The sequence below is a fragment of the Pseudobutyrivibrio sp. C4 genome (assembly GCF_900111635.1).
GTDB lineage: Bacteria > Bacillota > Clostridia > Lachnospirales > Lachnospiraceae > Pseudobutyrivibrio > Pseudobutyrivibrio ruminis.
Genome location: NZ_FOHF01000003.1, coordinates 87906 through 113866, shown reverse-complemented (window position 1 = coordinate 113866; position 25961 = coordinate 87906). Strand labels below are relative to the sequence as shown.

Here is a 25961-nt window from a genome sequence, read left to right as displayed (position 1 = left end):
TTATAGCAGCAGCGAATGTGGTAAATACCATGCATACAAGCACTACTACAAGGATTGCTCCTGCGATTATTTGATGCTTCTTAGAACGCTTCATATAAATACCTCACTTAATATGTAAAGGAGAAACCATGGGCTTCCCGATTTTACCTTTTTTCTTAATATTCTTAATTTGGCTGACCTTTAGAATAAAGAGTCTTGATGCTAAACAAGAAAAACAGCAGAAAGATTTTTGGGACCGCGAAAGGGCCGCAAATATAACCCCTGCAAAAGATATATCTAATCTAAGATATATTACCATTCCAATAGAGAAATTTCCATTAAATTTTACTGATGACCCAAAAGTTCTTGAAATCGAAAATGAACTTCAAGAATTGTCTACACACAAGCTTTTAAACCTCACAGGAAAGTCAAATACAGATCTAAAACTGGAGTATGGAGTGCCAAATTTTGAAACCATGACCAAAATTGGCGAGGATTTCGATAGATTATGTGTTTTACTTAATTCATACGCTAAAGTCCTTAAGGAGGCGGGCCTGCACAAAGATGCTCTTGAGACACTGGAATTTGCTGTAGGTATCGGTTCCGATATCAGCGAAACCTACACTCTTCTGGCTGATTACTATAGAGAAAATGGTCAAGACCAAAAGCTTGAATTCCTAAAAAGTAAAGTATCAAGCAGTGAAATGCTTTTAAAGGATTCCATCCTTAAGAAAATCGATCCATATAATTCACTTGCATAAAAAAAGGAGCTTACAGAAATCTGTAAGCTCTTTTTTAGATAATCTCTATAACTCTGTGTAAAAATATCTCTGCGCCAACGCCCCATAAAAGAGCTGCGCCAGCTACGTATGCCACAGTTTTCATTTCAAATCCAAAGTGAAGACCTGTGTAGAGGCCTGTTAAAACCATCAATATTGAAATAAGAAGAATGATGGTTATAATCTGCCAGATTGTAGTTCCTACAAGACCGCATGCACATCCAGCAGCTGCTGTATAGATGCATGAGACAACAACGATTTTGATGTAATCCCAAACTCTAAGAACATCCTTGCGCTTTTCCTGAATGAACTCTCTCTTGATAGCCTTTGCAATAAGACGAATACCAAGAAACGCCAATACGATAACTGCTACTATCTCACCGTAGTTCACAGGATCTGACACATATCCGTTTATAGCAAGCAGTCTGCAAATAACAAAACCAATAAAATAAAAAATCAATTCCAACCCTGCCACTACCGTACAAGCGATAACTATGGTGCGCTTTCTAATGCGAGCAATCATAGCTCCCTGTATTTCCATAGCGGCAAATACATCTAACAAAATACCTGCTATCATCAGCAGGTTTTCCAACCAGCTCATATATTTCCTAACTCCGTTCCTAATATATCTTTATAATATCTCTAATTTTTATTTACTAAAATATTCAACCACCAAACCATGTTTGTTAGCAAGATACAATGTAATATATTTGTATTCTACTTGTTTGAAACTATTTCAATCAGCGAATTATGGAACAATTTAACGTAAACGTCTGTTAATTCTTCAACTGGTACTGTCATGCCTCGTTTAATCCACTGTATTGTAATCCAGCTAATAGAGTGGCCTAAAAACTCTGCCACAAGCTCTTTGGAGAGCCATTTATAATCGGCCATCTGTACAAGGCTTTCAACATCAATATACTTTTGAACAGCATTTGCAACGCATCTGTTGTATATTTCGTTGAAAGAATTCTGTCCCTCCAACTGTGCTGCACGCTTATAGAAATCCTTTTCCTTTTCCATAGTAGTATGCACAAAAGTGATTGCCTCTTTTAACATCCCATTGGACAATAGCGGATCTATAGGTCTAAACAATTCATTGACGGTAATCCATTCAAGCAGTTCGTATTTATCCTGAAAGTGATTGTAGAATGTTGGACGAATTACGCCCGCCTTATCAGTAATCTCTTTAATTGTAATTTTCTCAATAGGTTTTGTTTTAGCAAGCTCTTTTAAGCTTTCTGCAAGAACAATATCTATTGCATTCTGCGATTGATTATTCATATATCTCCTTAAGAATCCTGGTATTCAACTGTAACATAGAAGCCCTTAGGGGTCTCTTTTACATCTACCACTTTTCCCTCTTTGGCCTTAATACGCTCCAAAGTTGTGTAATTTGCCGACATAGCAAAAGACCTGCCTAACACATAATAATATGAATTAGGCAGCTCGTATTCTGTGATGGAAAGCACGTCTCCTATATTAAGGAGACCTGTGCGTTCCATTTTAAATTCCATTTGACCCATTATATATCTTCCTCTCGGGTAATTGTTCCATCTACAACAGAGCCTGTTGCTTTTCTAACCTTGTGAACAATACCAAAATCTGCAATTCCATCATATATAAGCATAATACCAATAGCCTGAACAGCCACAGCAACAAGCTTAAAGGCTGCCGCAATACAAACAACACCAAGTGCCATTTTTAATACAGCAAAAATATATGATATCCAAACTCGAGTGGCATGGGCTTTTGTTGCTTCGATTGACATTCCTAAATCCATAACACCATGTACAATAAGGATTACCCCGATGGCGATAGGAATGATAGAAACAATTGAACTTGGTGCTTTAAAAATCCATACACCAATTATTGCAAGAATAGCTCCAACAACTATTCCAAGTGCATTCATTCCAAATTCATAAATCTGGCTGATTATCACTGATATACCAGCCAAAACAATAATACATGCAATAACTCGGCTAATTGTTATTAAGCTTTCCTCTGGAAATATCAAAAGCATAATACCAATAATAACACTGAGCAGTGCAGATATTGTAATATTTAGTCTTAGGCTTTTAATTTTCTCTTTCATAATTTATCTCTCTTTTTCTCTGCCCCAGAAACCAATTGCAACTGTACCTGGACCAGTGTGTGCTCCAATAGTAGGACCAATATCGAAAATACGGATTTTCTCTTTCATCTTAGGGAATGCTTCCTCAAGCATATCGGCCATCTCTCTAGCATCATCGTAGCAAACAGAATGAGTGATGAAGATATTCTGATCGTAATCTTCACCATTTTCAATACGCTCTTTTACTGCTGCAAGAGCTGCCTTCTTAACCATCTTTTTACCACGGCACTTCTGTCTTGGAATAAGCTTTCCTTCATCGTTGATATTTAAAAGTGGGCAAATGTTGAGAGCTGTACCAAACCATCCAGAAATCTTTGATACACGACCACCTCTGATAAAGAATGTAAGGTCTGTAGTGAAGAACCATGTGTTCTGATTCTGAATGTGATCAGCTGTCCACTTAACTAATTCATCGAAGCTGTAGCCTTCATCACGAAGTGTAGCAAGCTTATCCATGAATAAACCATAACCAGCTGAAGCTGTAAGGCTATCAAAAACTACAAGCTTTCTGTCAGGGAACTCTTCTCTAAGCTCCTCTGCAGCGATTCTAGCAGAATTGATAACACCTGAAATACCGCTGGCAAGTGTTAAATGGATAACATCCTTTCCCTGCTCTAAAAACTTTCTAAAATATGCTGTAAATTCATCTGCATTAACCTGAGATGTCTTTGTCATTGCGCCGTCAACCATAGCGCCATAAAAATCCTGTGGAGACATTGATTTGAATAAATCGTCTACATATGGCTTGTCATCTAAATAATAGTGAAAGCAGATATGCTCAATGTTCTTCTCCTTTAAAAACTCTTCTGTAACGTCCGCTGTAGAACAGCAGCTAATAATAAAATCTCCCATAAACCATCCTATTCCATAAAAAAATTTCAACCTGTTTGAGTATAACGCAACACATTATTGAATTGCAACACGCTCAATTATTTTAACTGAAGATATTCCTCCAAAATCTGGGTACCTTCTTCGTATTCCAGGTTGTCGTAGGCCTCCCGCAAAGTGCCATAAAGTGCTAATAATTCTTGATTTTTTTCGCTCTTATCAAGCTTTTCAAGAGCCTCTTCTATAGCGTTCAAATCATATTTATCAAAAGCATCCAGCAGTTCCTTAAGAATATCTGTTACATCTTCATTAGAACTGTCTATTATTTCGATTTGCTCCTCTATACCATTTGGTGCAAGCTGAGTAAGCTCCTTTGTGGCATCCTCAACTACTTCGCAAAGCGCATTAAGGAACTCATCCATATGTGCATCAACATAGCTCCATGTTTCTGACTTTGCTGCCATCTCCATTATCTGAGCCTGCTCGGCAAAAGTTTCTCTGCCAATTTGTTTGCTGACGCCACCTATGCCATGTACCTTTACCTTAAACATTTCCTTATCGTTTTTACGATAGTTAGGCAAGTTCAAAAGAAGTGGCTGCATTTCTTTAACGAATGTATCCAAAGTCTTTTGATATACACTACTGTTTTGACGATTTCGTGTGACAACAGAAACTACTGTTTCCCTGTCGTTCTTTTCTGCCAAATCCTTTGGCATATACTTATCCATGATTTCCTGAAGCTTAACACCAAGAATTGGCTTTGCAAGGAAATCGCTGAAGCCATATTCTGCCACAACGTGTCTAGCATTTTCTTCAGAATTTGCAGTGACGAGAACAATTGGCACATTAGAAAACTCACGAATCTTCTTGCAAGCTTCCGAGCCACTGACTGGCATCATCATCTGATCTAAAAATACTAAATCGTAGCGATTGTCCTTGACTGCATCGATAGCAGATGCACCATCTGGCACAGTAATAACTTCGCATTTCCATGGTAAAAGGAACTGCTGCATAATTTCCAGATTGATACGCATATCATCAGCCACAAGCACCCTAGCCCTAGGGTAGATGTAGTCAACCTTTTCTGGTAAGCCGTGGAAGCCCTGATTTGGATTTAAGAGTGTTCTTCTGTTGAGAACACGCTCCATCAATCGCTCACCGCCGCACTGTTTCTGATAGAAGTAGCCTTTGAATACAGAACCAGATATTCCATCGCTTTCGGCTGTGATTGAGCCACCAAGCTTTGCAACAAGCTGACGAGTAATGGCAAGACCAAGACCTGTTCCTTCTGTATCTACTCCATCAGCGGAAGAAACGTACTCATTGAACACCTCTTCAAGTTGTTCTGGAGACATTCCCTGACCTGTATCTGCAACAGAAAAATCGACTCTTACTCTGCCATCATCAAGTTCTTCAAAGGAAATCTCAGCGTGAATGGTTCCCTTGTCTGTATACTTCACCGCATTTGAAAAGATATTTTGGAAAATCTCTCTTACACGTATAGCATCACCATACAAGTATCTAGGGTAAGATGATGTAATTGCCAGATTAAAGTCTATTGGCTTTGACTGAATATTTAATATTGTGGAGTATGCCATATCCTCCAGGTTGGCATTTAAATCATATTCCTTTTCAGTAAACTCAAACTTTCCTGCTTCAAGCTTGCTGTAATCAAGAATTGCATTTACAAGCTCAAGCAAGTTTTCTGAAGCTCTCTTGATATTAGAAATAAGATTCTTGTTCTTTTCTGAGATATCCTTCTTTGTGGCAAGAATATCGCTTACACCCATAATGGCATGAAGTGGACTTCTAAGTTCATGGGACATCTGTGCTAAGAACTGACTCTTTCTTGCAGTTTCTTTCTTGGCATTTGTAGCCTCTTTATGTTCTTGAGTAATATCTACAGCTGAAATGATATAGCCCTTTACTTCTTGCCCCTCTGTAACAGGTGCATAATGTACTCTATACCATCTTTCGCAGGCATAATACTCGCTGTCATTTCTTTCTCTTTTTACCATGTTTTCCGCAAGGACGAATTTGCTTTCTGTAGTTCCATCCTCAAAAGCAAAACTTATTCCCTCACCATCAGCAAAAAGCTCCATTGCCTTTTGATTGGCATCGATAATATAAAACTCTGAGTTTACAAGAGCTATTGGGCGTTCAGTTCTATCAAAAATAGTTGATTTAAGAATTGTTGCTGTATCCTCAATTCTGTTTGACATAGCAAGCCAGAAGAAAATGACGCAATCAATTGCAAATGCTACAGATCTTATTGCATCCATTCCTAGTAAATAGTCGTGCAAAAAATATCCTGTAATAGCAACTATAAATGCCAAAAGCATGTATCTTCCAACGATAATATCAATTCTGTCAAAATATGCCTTTGATGGTGTTTTAAGCTCAACTATTACTGAAGACATGAATACAAATATTATTGCAAGCATATCTCCATCAACTTGCTTTGGAATTCCAAAATAATACTCTATAAAATCGTATACACATAGAGCAATCATTATGGTAACTGCAATTGTTATTATTACGGCCACATTTTTTGGTGTTTTAATAAACAAGAAATAGAAAAACATCATAAACATGATGACCAATGCACACATATCACATAGCAGATGTAAGAAATCCACTGTATCCTGACTGTGCACAAAAGGAATGATGCACAGATAAAAATCATAAACTGTGATAATTCCTGCTATAGTAGGCAGTATTCTGTGTCTGCTAAGATAAACATCATTTGATACTAGCTTTATAAATGTGAAAAACCCAATTGCTACACATACTACATTAAGTAAGTATGATAAAGTAAACACCCCGTTCATTATTCAGCATCTCCTCGTCCTGTAATAATTCTCTTTAACTCGGATTTGATAAATGTAGGCTGAAACGGTCTAACTATATAACCGCTAGCTCCCACTTCTCTACACCTTTTCACTGTTTCACTGTCATTTAAAGCAGTAACAAACAGAATCGGTATTTCCAAGTGTAACTGTTCCCTGATTCTTCTGGCTGTCTCTACGCCATCAAGTCCCGGCATATCAACATCCATAACAATGGCATCCACTGGCTCATTCTTTTCCAAATACTTAATAGCCTGATTACCATTCTTTAAAAGAGTCAAGTCGTAGAAATACTCCAAAATTCCCCTCGCCATTTGGAGATTAGTCATCATGTCGTCTACCACCATGACTTTGTATCTTTCATAAGCTTGAATCATAACATTACGCTCTTCCTCTGATTCTCGAGAGAAAGAATCTGCACTAGCTGCCGCAACCAATGTGATATTAAGATAATCTTTTTCGGTCAGGTCTATTGTGGTGCCATCCATAAGCCTGATGATTGGTCGTAAATTGTGGAAGCCACTGTTTTCAACAATAATACAATGTCTACCGTCTGACATAATCATTTCAGTACCCTTAGGATAAAGTGGAACATGCTTGAGAAGAGCCATAACCACATCCCTGTCAAACATGATTCCACAAGCACCCATCATATATTCAGAAACCTCATATGCAGAATAAGGATTCTTGTACGGTCTTTTGGATAATAGAGCATCAAAAACATCCGCCACATGGATGATTTTGGTGTAGTCGGTCATGTCCTCAGCTGTAATCCCTCTAGGATAACCGCTGCCGTCAACATTTTCATGATGGAAAAGCACCGCCACCTTAACATTAGGTGTAACATCCCATCTTTCTTTCAGCATGTCATAACTCATCTGAGCATGGCTTTTCATTATCTGATACTCTTCTTGAGTCAATCGCCCCTCTTTATTTAAGATTTCACTAGGAATAGCCATTTTGCCTAGATCATGAAGAAGTCCTGCCAATGCCAACTCTTCAAGAGCCTTTTCATCGTAGTCTAAGGAAAGACCGATAATTGCACAATAAAGCGCCACATTGACTGAATGAGAATATGTATAGTCATCTGTCTCACGCAAGTCATTCATATCAATGGTGATAGAAGCCTTTGATAGAATCTCCTCAACCATTTCCTTGGCAACTATCATACATCCATCAATATCCTGCCTACGGACACAATCTATACCTTTACCTCGCAAGACTGGCGAGATGATTGGTTCTACTTCGATATCCTTTGAAAGCTCATCTGATATGTATAATCCGTCAAATCCAAGTGATTTTAATCTGTCTATGTATTCTTTTGTAAGTTCTGCTTTCCCTCCAAGCAAAACTCGCCCATATGAATCAAATACTTCCGAACCAAGCTTCATACCTGGTTCCAACTGGGACATGTTTATATATCTCATAAGACCGCCTTAAAATATTTTATATAATACTATATTATACTATCTTTTGCGTAACAAAAAAACCTCAGATTTAAAACCTGAGGTTTCTACGTAACCTTTCCACAATCATTGCCGCTAAAACTCCGATTACCACACCAGAAATAGTTCCAATGATTACTAAAAATGGTAAATAATAAATCAAACCAGCTGTTTCAAGAACAAGCATAGCTACTATGATTTGGCCTACGTTGTGAAATACACCACCAAGCACACTAACGCCCGTGATCGAAAGCTTTTTTGTTTTCATGCCAATAAGCATCATTAAATATGACAGAGCTGCTCCTGCTATTGAATACATTGTCATAGCAAGATTGCCAAATGTAAGCCCTACTAATAAAACTCTTATTATGGATAAAACTAGAGCGTCCTTTTTTCCGATAATAAAAAGAGCAACTACCACAGCAAGATTTGCCAGACCAATTTTGGCTCCTGGAATTCCGATGCTAAATGGAAGTAAAAACTCAATATAGGAAAGAACAAAAGCCAGGGCAATAAATAAACCAAGTAGTGCCACCTTATTTGTTTTCATAATCTATACCTGCAAGACTATTAATGGGTAGAACCATCAATATCTCTTTCCTCACCGTTAACAATTTCTGCTATCAATCCGTTTGGAAGACAAACTATCATTTCTTTTGAGTAATGAATATGCATATGGTTTACACAGATTTGATCTGGACAGCTGGCTTCGGAAATCTGAGCCTCCCCATCCTTAATCTCAAGAACGTTGTAAGAACCATCTTCGAATTCTATTCTTTCGGTAGTGTCCTTATTAAGAGGATACTTGCCGTACTCTACTCCATCTATAGTAACTAATACATAAGCCTGATTTGCTGTGTTGTATTTCTGATACAAGCTCATGCCAAGCCAGAATACGACAGCTACTACTAAAACAGTTACTATTAATTTTAAATCATTTTTCTTCATAATTACTCTACAATACTTTCTTCAAAATTATCGGAATAATAGATATTCCCTTCGTGGTCCACCCACATAGCCTCAACTCCATCGTGGCTATTTACAAAATCCATACCTTCTTCCAGAGTCATGTTGTACACAGCAGTTGAAAAAGCATCTGCTTTTCCGGAATCGTCTGTGAGAATGGAAACCTGACCAAAAGTATCAGATGGGAAAAGTGTATCTGGATTGATAATGTGACAGTAAACCTTTCCATCAACCTCATAGAATCTTTGGTAATCACCACTTGAAACTACACACTGTCCATCTTGGATTTCTACAGTTTTCAGGTATTCCTGCTCACCGTCCATATCTGGATTCTGGATGCCAAGCTTGAAATTGGTACCATCGATTCTACCACCAATGCCCTGAACATTTCCACCTAAGCTAAGAAGAACGTTGTTCATTCCCTGCTCCCTGGCATATTCCAAAGTCTTCTGAACTGCATATCCCTTGGCAGTACTTCCAACATCAAGTGACATTTCTGGATCTGAAAGATATACAGTATTGTTTTCATCATCAATTATAAGATTGTTTATATCTGTATGCTCTGCTGCTGCCTCAAGCTCTTCCATTGTAGGAAGTGTAGCACGCTCTGGGTCATCCATGCCGATTTCCCTATGGTGATGCCAGATAGAAAGCACCGAACCCATGGCAACATTAACTCTGCCATCAGTTTCATAGTACATTTCCTGGCTAAACTTAAGCATATCGATAATTGCCTGGTCCACCTCTACAGGCGCAACTCCTGCATTATCGTTGATTGTCTTTATATTATTTACACCATCATAATCGTTATAAATATCATATAGATTGTTGTAAATGATAAGCTGGTCCTTAAGTTGCTGAGCCATCTCTGCGAATTCCTCTTCTGAATCAGCGTAACCAACAATCTCTGTTCTTGTATCAAATATATCTAAGAATGTGGCATTGTACTTGGTCTTTTCTGTGAGGGCCTCACTCTGACCATCTCCACTAAATTTTATAAATACTATAAAAGCAATCAATGCGATTATTGCTAAGCATCCAAATATCTTTTTCTTATCCATAATCTACTCACTCACAAAAAAATAGAGGGAGTGTAGTAAATACACTCCCTACATTACAAATTGTAAATTAATTACTGTGCACTTGCAACAGCCTTTGTAATAGCTGTGTTGAAATCAGTGATGTGAACTGATACAGAAGCTGCTAAGTCAGCATCTGTTGCACGTCCTTCTTCTACTGCTGTACCGTTTACTTCGTCTACAGTCTTTCCAACTGTGTACTCAGCGTAAGCAGCAGCCTGCTCATTCCACTCCTTGCCAATTGAAGAAGCAGCCTTCATACCGTATGCATCGCCAAGCTCATCCTTGCTAAGAACATCTGCTGAAGTATCAGCAGTGATTGCACCATTAGCATCGAAAGTAACCTTTGCCTGAACAGCATCGATAAGTGAGCTTGTGATTACGCCATCACCATTTACTGTAAGAACTGAGATTGTTGTGTAAGCCTCAGCTACACCATCAGCATCTGCAGTAGCATCTGTTGACTTTGCAATGTTTGTTGTAAGACCAAGACCAAGCTTATCACCTGCAACTGCCCCACCAGCTACAGCTGTATCCATAGCCTCAAGAACTGCAGCCTGGAAGCCTGTTACATGGATAGATACAGAAGCTGCAAGATCCTCATCACCAGCTTTTCCTTCTGTAATTGCCATGTTGCTAATATCAGATGCTGTCTTACCTACTGCCCATGCAGCAAAAGCATCTGCCTGCTCATACCACTCTTTACCGATTGCAGAAGCAACCTTCATTCCGTAATCATCGCCGAGCTCTCTCTTTGAAGGATACTCTGCGTCAAGATCAGATGTGATCTTTCCGTCAGCGCTGATACCAATCTTTGTCTGAGCGATATCGATAACACACTCAACGATTGCACCGTTTGAATCAACTGTAACAGCAGCGATTGTTGCATCAACCTGTGCTGTACCATCAGCATCTGCAGTAGCGTCTGCTGAGCTGTCGATTGCTACGCTTGTACCAATACCTGTGAGAAGCTCACCTTCTGCAGCAACAGCAGCTGGAGCTGCCTCTTCTGTTGTTGATTCTGTTGTCTCAGTTGCCTGAGTTTGCTCTGTAGCAGCCTCATCTGTAGAACCACAGCCTACAAATAATGATGCTGAAAGAGCACCTGCGCACATAAGTGCTACTAAACTCTTTTTCATCGTTTCATTCCTTTCCTTAAATAACTTTTGATGAAATATATATTTGGTAGTGAAACCACCCAAATATCATTTTTCTAGGCCTACATATGCCTTTGTGATAAGCCCTTCTAAAATCTCTCTCTTTTTACCAGAGAGTTGAAGCGCATTTATGGCTTCTACGCCTTTTTTATAGTATCTTTCAGCAGTTTTGTGAGTATATTCAACTCCACCATGCTTTGATACTTCTTTCAAAATTTCTTCTTTAGAAATGAGACCCTTTTCTGCTTTTTCAGCTAGTGATGCATCCTCTTCAAATGTGTGAATAAGTGGAAGTGTAACAACTCCATTTTCAAAATCCGACTGAACTGGCTTCAGCGCTGTATCTTCACTCACTTCATAATCGATGCAATCATCTGTAAGCTGAAATGCAATTCCTGTATATCGACCAAGCCTACGATAAAGCTTTATTTCTTTTTCTGTGGCATTTCCAGCCATTGCACCAGCATGGAAAGATGCTTCAAAAAGTGCTGCTGTCTTGCCGTCTATGATAGATAGATATCTAAAAGTTCCAAGTCTAAAATTTCTGTTGTTGATATTCTGACGAAGCTCCCCTAAAGCAATTGCCTCTACATATTTTGAAAAATCAAAATCCTTGTATTTATCTGTGTCATCTACACTGGCAATTTCTCTAATAGCTGAAGCTAAAAGATAATCTCCACAAATCACAGCATTTCGCTTGCCGGATTTCTTTTGAAGAGTTATCTGACCTCTTCTGGTATCAGCATCGTCCATGATATCGTCATGAACCAATGTGGCCAGATGGAGAGTTTCAACAGCTGCTGCAAAAATAATTGCATCCCTTGGCACCATCTCATTCTCATCCATGGCGCATGCCAAAACAGCCTTTGCTCTCATCATCTTGCCTGTAGCCTCTGTCAGATAGGATGTATATCCGCTGATAAGGCTTGGTCCTTTAGTTAAAAGCTTTGCTACTTCTTTTTTTACTTGTTCAAATGCAGTCTCAAAATCTACTACATTATTAGTCATTATATAGATACCACTTTCTTACCCACTTAACGTTCTTCCAATGCTTCTTTAAGAATGGCATTAAGTAGTAGTCAATACCGATTGTGTAACCACCACCGATAAGTACTGCAATTCCTGCAAATATCATCCAGAATGTATTTAAGTATAAGCCTGTTGTTGTAACAAACATTGCCTGAAGTACAAGTGAAACACCTGCTGATAGGAATGTGAAGCATCCACCCATAAGTCCAAGACCAATGAGAATCTGCATAATTACAATAACAATCTGCATAAACATCTGCATACCATCTGAAGCTAATACTGCATTGTTTACGAACCAGTCTACAAATGGAACCTGAATCTTAAATGCAATATCTGAAATAGTTGATGATGCTAAATCAGTTCCAGAAACAAGGATAAGCTCAAATATCTTTAGGTTGAAATCAAATAGAACTGTTCCTGTGCTAACTGCTGCATCTGCTACTGCTGTAGATGCTGAAGCTACTGTATCAACTACTTCTGTTGAAGCTGAAGCAACTGCGTCTGTTGCTGCAGGATCAATACGTCCAAGAAGTGAATCAAACCATGAGTTTGCTCCACCGAAGAAGCCTGCAAGCATTGGTGTTGTTAACCAACCCTCAACAATCTTCATTACACCTTCGAATACCCAAACACATCCAAGCCAGAATCTAAGTGGAACTAATAAAAAGCTTGGTGTCTTGTTAGAAAAATGTCCGCCGAGGAAGCTTCGATTATTTCTGATTGTAAAGAACTCATGCTTTAAGTAGCTGATAATCTTTGTCCATCCCATAACCTGGATGAAATAAATAATATTGATAAAATGCTTTGCAAACATAGCAAAGAATGAAGCAAAGTTAATCTGGTGCTTTGCTAATCCACCTCTTGCAACACCGTAACGTCCACCTACGCAAACCATTACACCGTGGAACTTAGGATTGTAAGATTCCTTCTCGCCAGACTTTGTAATCTCAGCCACAATGTTCTTTGAAACTGTAGCTGCTGAGTGTTCTGCATTCTCTACCATCTGAGGAACTGGACGCTCCTCGCCTGGAGCTGTAAAGAGCATGTTGTCACCGATTACATATACGTTTTCGTAATCTACTGAACGAAGGTACTCATCTACCTGAATACGTCCTCTACCACCGCTCTGTACTCTAGAAGCAAGCTCCGATGTGATTTCTGAGCTTTCGATACCAGCTGTCCAGATAACTGTTCCAGCTACATGCTCAGTAACATTGTCGTTCTGCTTGAGCTTGATAGAGCCTTGGCCAACGCCAACAACGCTTGTATTCATAACAACTTCGACACCCATCTTCTTGAGACGTCTGTCTACTTTGTTTGAAAGCTTTTCTGGCAAGATAGGTACTGGACGAGATAATCCGTCAACATCTACGATTGTAACTTCTTCTCTGTCGATACCAAATCTCTTGCAAAGGATAGGTGTGTACTCAGCAAGCTCGCCTACCATTTCAACACCTGTAAATCCTGCACCTACAACATAGAAGCTAAGAAGCTCTTTTCTCTTTGCAGGATCAACTTCATCAGCTGCCATTCTGAAGCAGTTGTGAATTCTATCTCTGAGGGCTACAGCATCGTCATATGACCAAAGTGGCCAGCTGTTTTCTTTTGCGCCTTCAACACCAAAGTATGTTGGCTTTGAACCAGCTGCAACTACTAAATAGTCATAATCATACTCTTCTGTTCTACCCTTAACCTTCTGTTCTTTAAAGTCTACATTTGTAACTTCATCTAAAACTACATTTACCTTTCTTCCGGCAAATATCTGCTTTAGGTTCATTTTGATACTTTCTTCACCAACACGGCAAGCCGCTACCTCGTGAAGTTCGGTAAGCATTGTATGATATGGATGCTTATCGATGATAGTGATTTCTGTAAGATCAGCAAGCTTCTTCTTACGAAGCTTCTTTTCAAGTTTCTTTGTGGCAAGAACGCCTGCGTAACCTGCTCCGATTACAACAATCTTAATCATGATTCATTCCTTCCTAGTAATTTCTTTTCTTTAATATTCTCCAACGCATTTCTGCGGAACCAAATTGTACCACAATGTATTGTGCGCGACAAGATAGAACTTGTTTAAATTTTCACAAATAGCATTTTGCACTATCTTTCGATTGAAATTTGTGTTATTATTGCCAAGTTTCACAAGACTAACTGCTCGTATAATATAATTACCTAATTTATGTATAGGAGAGATTTATGATTAAGAAGTTTTTAAAGTTTGTAGAGATTCAAACAAAGATTACCAGCACATTTGCTTTTGCAAATACGTTTATGTATATGCTCTTTTTGAAACACCCTATCAATATTCCTTTGATGATTATCTTCTGCATTGCGGCATTTATATTTGATTTAGCCACCACTGCAATCAACAACTATATTGATAGCAAGGATTATCCAGAAATGCTCCCCATCAAAAGAGACCGAGCACTATTTCTTATAATATGTATGCTTGCTGTTAGCACAGTGATGGGACTTTATCTTGCATTTAAAACAGGTATTGTAGTTCTTTTACTTGGAGCACTCTGCTTTGGCCTTGGGATTTTTTACACCTTTGGTCCTATGCCAATTTCGAGAATTCCTCTAGGGGAAGTATTTTCAGGTATTGCTTATGGCATGTTTATTCCATTTCTGATGGTTTATATCAATAATCCTGATGAATACATTATTTTAGACTATAAAAATGGTGTATTATCTGTACACTTCATGCTTTGGCCATTGATAAGCTTTTTATTTTTCTCATTGGTAAATACATTCACCACTTCCAATATCATGGTTGCTAACAACACTTGTGATTTAGAAAAAGATATTGCTGTAAATAGACATACTCTGATTTTTTACATAGGACAGAAAAATGGCGTACGTGTTTTTGCTACTCTTTACTACTTATGCTACGCCGCAGTGATAGCAATGGTTGCATTAAAAATTCTTCCAATTATTGCCCTCATCTTTTTACTTTCATTTCCTCTAGTAGAAAGTAATATAAGGGTATTTCGTAAAGAACAGATAAAGTCAAAAACTTTTATTACAGCAATTAAGAACTTTATCATTGTTAATACTTCATACTTCATTGCTCTTACACTGTCATTTTTAATGTACAGATAAAATAAAAACCAGCATCAAGCCCCGCTAAGCCTGATTGCTGGTTTTTTATTTATGGAAGGATATGAAAAAGAAGATTATTATTATTTCTTTAATCTTATGCTGACTACTGAGCAAGCTGGCAGTGTAACCTTCAATCCCTCTGAAGTCTTGCTGTAGTCTTTAAACTCTAGTTCCTTTACAACCTCTGGATTATCAAAGGTGTTGTGATCAGCCATCTTTCCTGTTACGTAAACAGCCTCACATACGTTGTAAGCGCCGCCGTCTTTTGTAAGCTGAACATCAACATCCTCTGATGATTCAAGAGAGTTGTTTGTTAGGGTAATAGTAATAACACCATCTGCATCCTCTGATACAGACTCGAAAATCTTTGGAACCTCATTCTTGCCTGAGCCTACTGTTCCGCCGTTCAGTAAATCTGAGCCAAGAAGTGTTGCTCCCTGGTGATGACGATACATCTTGAATACATAGTATGTAGGAGTCTTGATCATCTTTTCACCCTCTGTGAGCATTACTGACTGAAGCACGTTAATCATTTGGGCGATACATGCCATCTTTACTCTGTCTGAATGCTTGTTAAATATGTTCAAATTCATACCTGCAACAAGAGCGTCACGCATTGTGTTCTGCTGATATAAGAATCCTGGATTTGTACCTGGCTCAACATCTGTCCAAATACCCCACTCATCAATCATAAGACCGATTTTCTTTTCAGGGTCATATTGATCCATGATTGCACCATGATTGTTAATCAGCTCTTCCATAAAGTAGCTACGCTTCAATGTCTGATAGAATACTTCCTCAGTGAAGTCTGTAGCGCTTCCTTTGACATTCCAATCGTCCTCTGTCTCTGGAAGAGTGTAATAATGAAGAGAAAGACCATCCATGAATCCATGGAAATGTTCTGGTGTGTGGTCAAAGCATGTATCAAGAACTCCCTTTGTCCAATGATAATCATCCACGTTAGGACCACAGCAAATCTTTGCTATTGGCTTGTTTCCATTGTAGTTTCTAACGTATGTCTGATAACGTCTATACTCATCTGCATAGTGCTGAGGTCTCATATTTCCGCCGCAACCCCAGTTTTCATTACCAACACCAAGATAGTCAACTACCCATGGCTCCTCATGACCGTTCTCTTTTCTAAGATCAGCCATTGGAGAAACACCGTTGAATGTCATATATTCCACCCATTCGCTCATTTCACGAACAGTACCAGAACCTAAATTTGCATTGACATAAGTCTTACAGCCAAGCTGTCTACAAAGCTCGAAGAACTCGTGAGTACCGAAGCTATTGTCCTCAACTACTCCACCCCAGTGAGTGTTAATCATCTTCTTACGCTTTTCCTTTGGACCAATTCCGTCCATCCAGTGATACTCGTCAGCGAAGCATCCGCCTGGCCAACGAAGTACTGGAACCTTCATTTCCTTAAGTGCTTCTACAACATCGGTGCGCATTCCATTTACATTAGGAATGTCGCTATTTTCGCCTACATATAAGCCCTCATAAATACAGCGTCCCAAGTGCTCAGAAAAATGTCCATAGATTTCTGGAGCAATGGTGCTCTTCTTGTTTTCGTTATTAATAACTAATTTAGCCACTGGCTATCCTCCATTCCGCCTGTTACACTCACAAGCATTATGAATTCTCCGCTCAGTTATTCTTCGCTTGAGAATTATAATAGCTTGTTAGTTACAGGCTCATCTAAATTCTGTTAACCTTTCACTGCGCCTGCTGTCATACCGTCGATGATATATTTTTGGAAAATAAGGAAGATTACGAAGATAGGTAAAATTCCAAACATTGATCCAGCGATAAGTACATCGTAGTTGTTGCCGTATGGTGTAAGCAATGTATTAAGTCCGATTGGAAGTGTGAACTTCTCTGCTCCCTTAAGTACTAAGAGTGGCCAAAGAATTGCATTCCATGAACCCATTGCACAAAGGATACCCATTGAAGCGAATGCTGGCTTTGCAAGAGGAAGGATGATTCTTACTGAAATACCGTATTCTGAACATCCATCAATTCTTGCTGCATCAAGCAAATCCTTTGGCAGTCCTGATAAGTACTGCTTGAAGAAAAAGATAGTTGATGCGCCACAGATACCTATGATGATTACACCTGTGTAAGTATCAATAAGCTTTAATGCAATAATTTCCTTGTAAAGTGGAAGCATTAAGATTTCGAAAGGTACCATCATTGTTGCAAGTACGATTGTGAAAAGTAGATTTTTGAATCTGAACTCATACATTGTCAGTCCATATGCAACAAAGTAACAAACTATCAAAGTAAGTGCTACCGAAATAATGGTAATTAATAACGAATTCTTGTACCACATGAAGTATTTAATACTGTCAGCATTGCCGCTGAATAAGTATTTGTAGTTATCAAGGTTCATTGTAGAGAGGTTTAAATCGATTGAAAGACCTCTACGAATAAGCTCTGTACCAGGTCTAAATGAAGCAAGTAAACCTGCAAATACAGGGAAAATAATGATTAAACAGAGGATTACAAAAAATCCTGTTCCAAGTATTGTGCCTACCGTTCTCTTAGGAGTGCCAGACATTGTCTTTTGCTTTGACATATTAATCCTCTCCCTTCTTGAATGTTCCGTTGAATATAAGCTGAGCAAAGTTGATGATAAGAGCAACGATAAGAAGTACTACACCTACTGCACATGCATAACCCATATCATTCTTTTCAATACCACGCTTGTACAAATATCCAACAATTGTAAGTCCAATATTGTTTGGTGATGAATTTCCTGCCCATAACATGTATGACTCCAGGAACATTGCAAGACCGGCATATACTGAAATTGTAAGTACGTAAACTGTTGTTGGCTTAAGAAGAGGAAGTGTTACGAACTTGAACTTCTGCCAACCTGTAGCTCCATCAATATCAGCTGCTTCATATAAAGAGCTGTCGATTGATTTGAGACCTGACAAGAAGTAAAGCATGTTTACACCTGTCCATCTCCAGCAAGCTACGATTAAGAGGGCGAGCATACCTGACCAGCCCATCTTTAACCATTTATATGTTCCAAGGCCTAAAGCCGCTGTAATCATATTCATCTGACCTGTTGTATACTCAGTAAACATCAGGCGGAAAAGTGTACCAGAAATAACAACTGATGTTAATGCTGGCATGTATAAAATTGCCTTCCATACACCCTTTGCCTTTACCAAATGACTATCAAGCAAAACTGCAAAAAGCATAGGGAATGGAATTAATAATACTAATGTAAAGAACATGTATTTCACACTGTTCCATACAGCAATATGAAATACCTTATCCTGTAATAGCTTTGAATAGTTAGCAAACCCAATCCATTCTGATTTAATTGCCCCAATATCCTGAAAGCTCATTGTGAAAGCCGTGATAAGAGGATAAACCCAAAAGAAGAAAAAACTTAATACAAAAGGTAAAACAAAAACGTATGGTGCCACCTTCTGAGAATATAAAAAGTTCTTGATTTTCATAATGCACCTTTCTCCATCTTTTAAAATAGGGCCGCCTAAGCGGCCCTTAGTTATAATTTCTTACTGCTCCATATCAATTGCATCCTGTGCTTCCTGAAGTGCATCATCAATTGAGTAATCTGGATCTTCAAGTACTTCGTTAAGTGTTGTTGTGCAGAAGTACTCATTGATTGTTGGGCTGATAGAAACTACTGAAATCTTTCCAATGTTGTCCATTCCGATATCAGCTAATACATCATATGGATAGTTGATGAAGAACTGGTTGTACTGGTTGTTCTCATCATGTGCGAATGCATCATCTGTCCAAAGAGCTGCGTTACATACGTCAAATCCAAGTGTATCCCAGATATGCTGCTCGCCTTCTTCTGACATCTTTGCCCAGCAAAGGAACTCTGCTGCAAGATCAATATTCTCAGACTGCTGTGTAACAACTGTACCTGTACCACCAATACCTACAGAACAAATCTGGCCTTCCTCGAATACAGGGCACTTAGCAATGTACCAGTTACCTGATTCCTCTGGCATGTAGTTTGTGAAACGTGACATATACCACATTGCCTTAGGGAATGAAACGATGTTTCTATCCATAATGTTCTGGAAGCCTGCCTCAAGGTCAACATGTCCGTCTGGAGAAACCTCTGCAAGACCTGACTTTAACCAATCCTGCTGCATTGAAAGCATGTTCTTAACTGAATCAAGCTGAACGTTTGCTGGATCATCGAAACCGCCTGTCCAGTCATCACCGTACTCAGCCATTGCAATCCAGAGCCAATCAACACCGCCTGTATCAACTGATGTCCAGTACTTACCTTCCTCAGAAACAGATCCTAAGTACTCTTCACCAAGTGCTGCATAATCATCCCAAGTCTTAACTGCATCAATCTTAGCAATTACTTCGTCCTGTGTAAGTCCCATAGCTTCTGACATTGCAGCTACGTTGTAGTACATTACTGTAGCACCTACATGGTATGGAGCTCCGTAGTAGTTACCATCCTCACCCTGATATGTTTCCATACGAGCTGTAACCATTGTATCAAGGTAATCAGCAGCGTAATCATTTAATGGTACAAGCCACTGATCAAGACCTTCAACTACGTTAGGGAACTGACCAACTTCTACGTCACAGATATCTGGAGCACCTGTGCCAGCTTCAAGAGCTGTAAGAAGCTTTGTGTGCATATCGCCATATGGATATGTTGTACATGTAATTTCGATTGTGTTGTCTGGATGCTGCTTGTTCCACTCCTCAGCCATAACACCGTAGTGCTGACCGTGAAGCTCAACGAATGTCCACATCTCTAAGTGTGTACCATTTGGATCACCAAATGTGTTTGTTACGACCTCAGATTCTGCTGTTTCCTCAGCAGCTTCTTCTGTAGCAGCATCAGGATCTACCCCACCTTCTGAAGCGCCACCGCAACCAGCAAATAAACTAGCTGCCATTGATGTGCAAAGAAGTGCACTAATCAATTTCTTCTTCATTCTTCTCCTCCTTTTGTAAAAAAGAAATGTTGTAATTGTTTCAAGCTTTTATAAATAGTACAATTAACTGAGGCTTGGTAGTTAATCTACATATTTTTCTAAAAGCTCATTAACTATTATGGTTTAATTATAACCTGCCACTACAGCAAGTCAATAATTATTTTAGATTTTTCTAAAGTAATTTGGATATTCTTTTAATATTCACAAAAAAGACACGAATGATTTAGCAATTATTAACAAGTTGTTTGTCAATTCAGGCTTTGAAGTGTATATTTTCATTAATAAATTTATCTTTTGTTAAAATAATAGAATTCTAAAGCTCAACTATATTGACACCCATTTTGTTAAATTTTATAATTAAGAGTAATATTTTAAGAAATCATAAAAAGGAGAAACGTTATGATACACATAACTTCCCTGGATGATGGAGTCGAGCTTTTTAAAGCCTTAGGTTCTGATGTTCGTATTCAGATTCTAAACATACTATTAGAAAACGACCGCATGAGCATGAATCAGCTTGCTACTCAGCTAAATCTTAGCAACGGCGCTCTCACTGGTCACATTAAAAAGCTTGAAGAATGCGGACTCATCTCCACTTCTAACGAATCTGCCAGTCACGGCAATTCAAAGCTATGCTCAGTAATTCAAGACAAAATAGTCATAGAAATAGAAAAACCACTTGATTTAGCAAACGTATCTACTACAGATATTAAAGTGGGACAGTTTTCAAAATACGACATTTGCCCAACTTGTGGCCTTGCCAACAGCGCGTCTGTTATTGGTGAAATCGATGATGCAAGATACTTTGCTCATCCAGATCACTTCAACGCAGATATCCTCTGGTTCACAAAGGGTTACGTAGAGTATGCTTTGCCAAATCTCGTTCCTAGCAACAACAATATCACTCAGATTTCCATCTCATTTGAGATTTCATCTGAAGCACCTGGTATTGATAACAATTGGCCAAGTGATATTTCTTTTTCTATCAACAACCAAAAGGTTGGTATGTGGACAAGCCCTGGGGATTTCGGTGGCGAAATTCTTGGAATGTTTACACCTGATTGGTGGCCACCAAACTGGAATCAGTACGGCCTTTTAAAGCTTCTTGTTGTAAATAAGTTTGGAACATTTATCGATGGTCTTCAGATTTCAGATGTTACTATAGACGATTTGAAGCTCAAACCGGGACAGCCACTCGATTTCCGCATCGCCGTTGAAGACGACGCAGAACACATTGGTGGTGTCACACTGTTTGGTAAGACATTTGGTAACTATGGTCAGGATATCAGAGTATCCATCAACTATAGCCCAATCAATTAAATATCTACCATGATTTACGTGGACAATGGGCAGCCTTCATGGCTGCCCTTAATTCTACATAGCATCCGCAGGACATGCAGGTACCTGCATTGAGCTGGACGCAATTTTTGCAGAGGGCCAGGCGGCGCTCATATTCTGAATCATCCACCTGGTCCTGTGCTTTAAGTTCATTTTTGTATTTTTCAATCATTTCAGCATCTGCTCTTGTCATATCTCTAAGCAGACATCTTGCACAAACTCTGTTTTCAATCATAATTAAACACTGGTCTTCCATCCTGCCAATCAAACTTCATAAGCATTGCATGGCGATTTGGATTGTAAAGTGGGTCCCCCACAATCTCTGTTTCTGTTCTAGCGTGATAAACAAGGATATCATTGCCCTCTTCATCTACTGTAAATGAATTGTGCCCTGGGCCATATACCACATGCTCTGGCGATGAAGCAAGAACTGGATAACGCTCCTTTTTCCAAGATAATGGATCAAGCAAGTCACTATCAGCATCTGCTGTAAGCATACCCATGCAATAGTTAATACCTGTATCACTTGCAGAGTAAGTAACGAAAATCTTGCCGTTGCGCTGAAGTACTGCAGGGCCTTCATTTACCCAATAGCCATGACGTTCCCAGTCATAGTCAGGTGTAGTGAGAAGTACCTGTTCTGTTTCTAACGTATATCCGTTTTTCATTCTAGCAATGTAGAGGTTAGAAATCTGCTTACCTACGCTAACTTTCTCTGCCCAAATATAATACCATTTTCCATCATTTTCGAACACTGTTGCATCAAGAGAAAATGCCTCAAATGAAAACTCATCACTATCAGCTCTTGTCATTTTGCCCTTTTCAATCCACTTGTCATGAATAGGGTCATCTCCCTGACACTCAAGGACATATGGACGAATCTTCCAGATGTCTTCTACCTCTCCACCTGCATAATATATGTACCATTTACCAAAAAGGTAATGAAGCTCCGGCGCCCAGATATGCTTAGACATTGTGCCGCTTTCATGCTTATGCCAAATTTCCACTTCCTCAGCGACCCCAAGGCCTTCCAATGTGTCACTCTGACGTAACACAATTTTATCGTATTCAGGCACAGAGGCAGTAAAATAATACTTGCCATCTGTGTGTCTGTATACATATGGATCTGCGCGCTGCAAAATCCATGGTTTATTGTATTCAAAATTCTTGTCCATTTTCATTCTCCATATAAATCCTTATTAATATTTTACTCCCCATACACTCTCGTTACTTCCAACAGCTGAGAATGTCATGCATTCTGTGCCTGCTTCATCCTGCATCTTGCAGAATACGCCACTATAATCTGTGCCATCAACTGTGATGTTCATATAGTATGTGCCATCAGTCATAGTCCATGTACCAGATACTTCTTTTCCCTCACATGTGCCATCTGCATTCAGATATATGATTATCGGATTTGCGATATCACTTGAAATATCTGTGCCCTGATTGATGAAATAGTATCTTCCCTCTACTTCATCCATGCTATAACCGTTTTCAGAAACAGTCTCACCCTGAGTCTGATATGGTAAGTTGCATGGCCATCCTTCGGCATTCATAAGCATCTGATGTACTCTTGGAGAGTGATTCTCTCCACCGTCGTTGAAACGAGTGTGGTAAACCAAGTACTCCTTTCCATCACTGTCGACAAAAGCAGAATTGTGGCCTGTAGCCATGTATGCTCTGTCCAAGCTAGGCAGCTTATAGTTGCCAGAAAGCTTAAGTCCGTAGTTTTCATGCATTGCGCTCTTCTGTGGATATTCGCCATTCATATCAACGTATTCGCCATCCACTGTCTTAGAACGGAACACACGAATCTGATATCCACCGTTGCTAGTCAAAGTGCCATAAGATACAAACAGATAGTAATAATCTGTGTTAGCATCGTACATAATATATGGTCCTTCAATGGAAATGTGTCCACCACCAAGAAGCTTCTTGCCATAATATGGATCCACATTGTTTTCCTCATCAGCTTCTGGGTGAATCACAAGACCAGTCTCTGGGTCAAGCTCAAGCAGGAATATACCACCAGACCATGAACCATAAACCATCCACATTCTTCCATCAGCATCATAAAATACTGTAGGGTCAATTGCGTTTGGATAATCTTCGTAATTGTAACCACCACTTTTAATATAGTTTTTCTTTACATAGTCCTTATCAACATAATCAAGTACATCTGTAGAATCCACATTGCTAAGGTTAAAGCCTGAATAAATTAGTGGTGCCTGCCATTCAAATGGTCCCTCTGGCGATTCGCTGGTACCAAAGCAAAGATTTGACGCATTAAATGTACTGGTTGTGCAGTAGTACATGTAGTAAAGACCAGTAGTCTCGTTGTAGATAACATCCGGCGCCCACACATGTGTGCCGCCATCGTCTGTTTTGATAATACTATCCTTAGATCCTGAATAAGCAAAAGCTTCATCTGCCACATCATAAATCTGACCATAAACAGGATTAGATTTCATATAGCCATCGCCAATCATTTCCCAATTAAGTAAATCTGTACTTTTCGCTGCAGTCATATGACTACCATAAATATAATATGTTCCATCAACTTCTAATACGGATGGGTCGTGGACTGAAACGCCCGAAGAAGAAACGTCACCTGTGGCAATGCCATCATAGCTGACTGTGTAATTTTTCTCTTTAGATTCAGAGCTTGAGCAAGCCACCAGACCTCCAACCATAGAAACTGCTAGAACACATGAAATAAATTTTTTCATGCGTTATCCTCCATTAATAAGTCGAAAATCTTCAGACATCAAGCCCCTTATAAAAAATGTTTGAAGATAAAAATAACTGTTCAAACACTATTGTTTTGAACAGTTTTAATATATCAAATTTATTTTAAGAACACAATATTTATTTTAAATATTTCTAAAGTATTTTGATAACTTCTTTAACTATAAGTGAATCATTTTCAGATTCAAATACCAAATCATAACCATGATAAGCCAATCTAAAATCTCGATTCTTACCTCTATCATAGCCTGCTCGTGGATCCTGGCTGAGGACATCTATTGCAGACTGGCGCAGTTTTTCTGGAAGCTTGGCTAAAAGTTCTTCTGGAAACTCCACCTTAACCTGGGCTCCCTTTGAAAGGGAATCAGTGAAACCTCCCTTTGCATCAGGATGAGCGTCTGCATAAGGGATGTATGGCTTTATATCGTAAATAGGTGTGCCATCTAACATATCCACTCCGCTGACCACAAGCACTGGGCCATCTTTTTCAGTTTGCTTTACCTCTATCAGCTTTACAGATGAAAGGCCGATGTTGTTTGGACGATATGGCGCGCGGGTGGCAAACACCCCCATGTGCTTTTCTCCGCCAAGCCTAGGTGGACGAACAGTGCCCCCTTCCAAAGGCTTATTCTTAGAAAAGCCCCACAGCAGCCACAGATAATCATAGTCTGTGATACCATCGATAAAGGTAGGATTTCTAAACTCCTCCGTAAATACGATACAGCCTATTTCATCTGAAACAAGACCGCTCTGCCTTGGTATCCCAAACTTTTGTGTAAAGCCTGTATGTATAAATGCTATTTCTTTTAATTCCATCAGTACCTCTTAATAATAAAAGGCAGTACAAAATGTACTGCCCAATAGTCTAATATTACTTTCCTTCGTATGTAACAACTGACTCTACGTCGTACTTTGCAAGCTTTTCGCGTCCGTTAAGACCTGCGAGCTCCATAAGGAAGATGATTTTAACAACTTCGCCGCCAAGCTCCTCAACAAGCTGTGCTGCAGCCTCGATTGTACCACCTGTAGCGATAAGATCATCTACGATAACAACCTTCTGACCTGGCTTAACTGCATCCTTATGCATCTCGATTGTAGCTGTGCCGTACTCAAGATCGTATGTCTTTTCGATAGTTTCGCATGGAAGCTTACCCTTTTTACGAATGAGAACGAATGGCTTGCCAAGTGCGTATGCAAGTGGTGCACCAAAGATGAATCCGCGGCTCTCTGCGCCTGCGATAACATCGCAATCAACATTCTCAATAAGCTTCTTCATTTCGTCTATAGCAAGTCGGAACCCTTCCGCATCCTGCAAAATGCTAGTAACGTCTCTAAACATGATACCTGGCTCTGGGAAATCTGGAATAGTTCTGATGTAATCTTCTACTTTTTTCATTTTTAACTCCTTCTAGTAAATGGATATTTACAAAAGAATTATACACTCAATAATATATGTTTTCAAGGTTCCAACGGGAAAGCACAGCCATTATATTTGCATTTAAAAAGGGGCCCCGAAGGACCCCAATTTGTGGATAGTACTCGAAAGTACCTATGCGTTTGG

General features: G+C 39.2%; 25 protein-coding genes. 3 read left to right on the top strand and 22 right to left on the bottom strand.

Annotated elements, in window-relative coordinates:
• Positions 1 to 128: 128 nt before the first annotated feature.
• The gene (locus tag BMY66_RS07025; RefSeq protein ID WP_090394658.1) at positions 129 to 740 is read left to right on the top strand and encodes a hypothetical protein; all 612 of its coding nucleotides are present in this window, start codon (positions 129 to 131) and stop codon (positions 738 to 740) included.
• Positions 741 to 774: 34 nt separating this feature from the next.
• Here the strand turns inward: BMY66_RS07025 and BMY66_RS07020 are convergent, their stop codons facing one another.
• The 13 genes from BMY66_RS07020 to BMY66_RS06960 form a co-directional block, all read right to left on the bottom strand.
• Positions 775 to 1359, bottom strand: coding sequence for a manganese efflux pump (locus BMY66_RS07020; RefSeq protein ID WP_090394657.1), 585 nt, complete (start codon positions 1357 to 1359; stop codon positions 775 to 777).
• A 116-nt stretch (positions 1360 to 1475) separates the two neighbouring features.
• Positions 1476 to 2042, bottom strand: a complete 567-nt coding sequence (locus tag BMY66_RS07015; RefSeq protein WP_044938178.1) for a TetR/AcrR family transcriptional regulator C-terminal domain-containing protein — start codon at positions 2040 to 2042, stop codon at positions 1476 to 1478.
• Positions 2043 to 2050: 8 nt separating this feature from the next.
• Positions 2051 to 2284, bottom strand: a complete 234-nt coding sequence (locus BMY66_RS07010; protein WP_044938181.1) for a hypothetical protein — start codon at positions 2282 to 2284, stop codon at positions 2051 to 2053.
• Positions 2284 to 2853 carry an HdeD family acid-resistance protein gene (locus BMY66_RS07005; protein ID WP_090394656.1) on the bottom strand — a complete coding sequence of 190 codons (570 nt, stop codon included), beginning with the start codon at positions 2851 to 2853 and terminating at the stop codon, positions 2284 to 2286. The genes BMY66_RS07010 and BMY66_RS07005 overlap by 1 nt, the downstream gene beginning before the upstream one ends.
• A gap of 3 nt (positions 2854 to 2856) precedes the next feature.
• On the bottom strand, positions 2857 to 3744 hold the full coding sequence (locus tag BMY66_RS07000; RefSeq protein WP_090394655.1) for a DegV family protein: 888 nt from the start codon (positions 3742 to 3744) through the stop codon (positions 2857 to 2859).
• Between the two features lie 77 nt (positions 3745 to 3821).
• A complete protein-coding gene (locus BMY66_RS06995; protein ID WP_090394654.1) occupies positions 3822 to 6551 on the bottom strand; it encodes a response regulator in 2730 nt (909 codons plus the stop codon).
• The gene (locus BMY66_RS06990) at positions 6551 to 7996 is read right to left on the bottom strand and encodes an HD domain-containing phosphohydrolase (protein WP_090394653.1); all 1446 of its coding nucleotides are present in this window, start codon (positions 7994 to 7996) and stop codon (positions 6551 to 6553) included. Before BMY66_RS06990 ends, BMY66_RS06995 begins: the two co-directional genes overlap by 1 nt.
• A 70-nt stretch (positions 7997 to 8066) precedes the next feature.
• Positions 8067 to 8564 (bottom strand): Gx transporter family protein, encoded by a 498-nt coding sequence (locus BMY66_RS06985; RefSeq protein ID WP_044938203.1) that lies wholly within the window; start codon positions 8562 to 8564, stop codon positions 8067 to 8069.
• A 20-nt stretch (positions 8565 to 8584) separates the two neighbouring features.
• Complete coding sequence (locus BMY66_RS06980) at positions 8585 to 8962, bottom strand: NusG domain II-containing protein (protein WP_090394652.1); 378 nt, start codon at positions 8960 to 8962, stop codon at positions 8585 to 8587.
• 2 nt (positions 8963 to 8964) lie between these two features.
• A complete protein-coding gene (locus BMY66_RS06975; RefSeq protein ID WP_090394651.1) occupies positions 8965 to 10041 on the bottom strand; it encodes an FAD:protein FMN transferase in 1077 nt (358 codons plus the stop codon).
• Between the two features lie 71 nt (positions 10042 to 10112).
• The gene (locus BMY66_RS06970; protein WP_090394650.1) at positions 10113 to 11198 is read right to left on the bottom strand and encodes a hypothetical protein; all 1086 of its coding nucleotides are present in this window, start codon (positions 11196 to 11198) and stop codon (positions 10113 to 10115) included.
• A 66-nt stretch (positions 11199 to 11264) separates the two neighbouring features.
• Positions 11265 to 12224: a polyprenyl synthetase family protein gene (locus tag BMY66_RS06965; RefSeq protein ID WP_090394649.1), complete on the bottom strand. Its 960-nt coding sequence runs from the start codon at positions 12222 to 12224 to the stop codon at positions 11265 to 11267.
• A complete protein-coding gene (locus BMY66_RS06960) occupies positions 12217 to 14214 on the bottom strand; it encodes an NAD(P)/FAD-dependent oxidoreductase (RefSeq protein ID WP_177175607.1) in 1998 nt (665 codons plus the stop codon). Before BMY66_RS06960 ends, BMY66_RS06965 begins: the two co-directional genes overlap by 8 nt.
• A 227-nt stretch (positions 14215 to 14441) precedes the next feature.
• On the opposite strand from BMY66_RS06960, the gene BMY66_RS06955 reads away from it, so the two are divergent.
• Positions 14442 to 15347, top strand: coding sequence for a UbiA family prenyltransferase (locus BMY66_RS06955; protein WP_090394647.1), 906 nt, complete (start codon positions 14442 to 14444; stop codon positions 15345 to 15347).
• An 80-nt stretch (positions 15348 to 15427) separates the two neighbouring features.
• Here BMY66_RS06955 and BMY66_RS06950 read toward each other — a convergent pair whose 3' ends face one another.
• The 4 genes from BMY66_RS06950 to BMY66_RS06935 all read right to left on the bottom strand — a co-directional run bounded on the left by BMY66_RS06950 (position 15428) and on the right by BMY66_RS06935 (position 20311).
• Positions 15428 to 16948 (bottom strand): alpha-N-arabinofuranosidase, encoded by a 1521-nt coding sequence (locus tag BMY66_RS06950; RefSeq protein WP_090394646.1) that lies wholly within the window; start codon positions 16946 to 16948, stop codon positions 15428 to 15430.
• A 113-nt stretch (positions 16949 to 17061) separates the two neighbouring features.
• Positions 17062 to 17931, bottom strand: coding sequence for a carbohydrate ABC transporter permease (locus tag BMY66_RS06945; protein WP_081822036.1), 870 nt, complete (start codon positions 17929 to 17931; stop codon positions 17062 to 17064).
• A 1-nt stretch (position 17932) separates the two neighbouring features.
• Positions 17933 to 18829: a carbohydrate ABC transporter permease gene (locus BMY66_RS06940; protein WP_044938225.1), complete on the bottom strand. Its 897-nt coding sequence runs from the start codon at positions 18827 to 18829 to the stop codon at positions 17933 to 17935.
• 60 nt (positions 18830 to 18889) lie between these two features.
• Positions 18890 to 20311, bottom strand: a complete 1422-nt coding sequence (locus BMY66_RS06935; RefSeq protein WP_044938228.1) for an ABC transporter substrate-binding protein — start codon at positions 20309 to 20311, stop codon at positions 18890 to 18892.
• A gap of 399 nt (positions 20312 to 20710) precedes the next feature.
• On the opposite strand from BMY66_RS06935, the gene BMY66_RS06930 reads away from it, so the two are divergent.
• Complete coding sequence (locus BMY66_RS06930; protein ID WP_090394645.1) at positions 20711 to 21631, top strand: ArsR/SmtB family transcription factor; 921 nt, start codon at positions 20711 to 20713, stop codon at positions 21629 to 21631.
• A gap of 4 nt (positions 21632 to 21635) precedes the next feature.
• On the opposite strand, the gene BMY66_RS06925 is transcribed toward BMY66_RS06930, so the two are convergent.
• From BMY66_RS06925 to BMY66_RS06905, 5 genes are all read right to left on the bottom strand, one after another.
• Positions 21636 to 21884 (bottom strand): DUF6171 family protein, encoded by a 249-nt coding sequence (locus BMY66_RS06925; protein WP_044938233.1) that lies wholly within the window; start codon positions 21882 to 21884, stop codon positions 21636 to 21638.
• Positions 21877 to 22824 (bottom strand): glycoside hydrolase family 43 protein, encoded by a 948-nt coding sequence (locus BMY66_RS06920; protein ID WP_177175606.1) that lies wholly within the window; start codon positions 22822 to 22824, stop codon positions 21877 to 21879. Before BMY66_RS06920 ends, BMY66_RS06925 begins: the two co-directional genes overlap by 8 nt.
• Positions 22825 to 22848: 24 nt before the next feature.
• Complete coding sequence (locus tag BMY66_RS06915) at positions 22849 to 24381, bottom strand: glycoside hydrolase family 43 protein (RefSeq protein WP_090394643.1); 1533 nt, start codon at positions 24379 to 24381, stop codon at positions 22849 to 22851.
• A 154-nt stretch (positions 24382 to 24535) separates the two neighbouring features.
• Positions 24536 to 25216, bottom strand: a complete 681-nt coding sequence (gene tsaA / locus BMY66_RS06910) for a tRNA (N6-threonylcarbamoyladenosine(37)-N6)-methyltransferase TrmO (RefSeq protein ID WP_090394642.1) — start codon at positions 25214 to 25216, stop codon at positions 24536 to 24538.
• 55 nt (positions 25217 to 25271) lie between these two features.
• Positions 25272 to 25796 carry an adenine phosphoribosyltransferase gene (locus BMY66_RS06905; RefSeq protein WP_044938243.1) on the bottom strand — a complete coding sequence of 175 codons (525 nt, stop codon included), beginning with the start codon at positions 25794 to 25796 and terminating at the stop codon, positions 25272 to 25274.
• Positions 25797 to 25961: the final 165 nt, after the last annotated feature.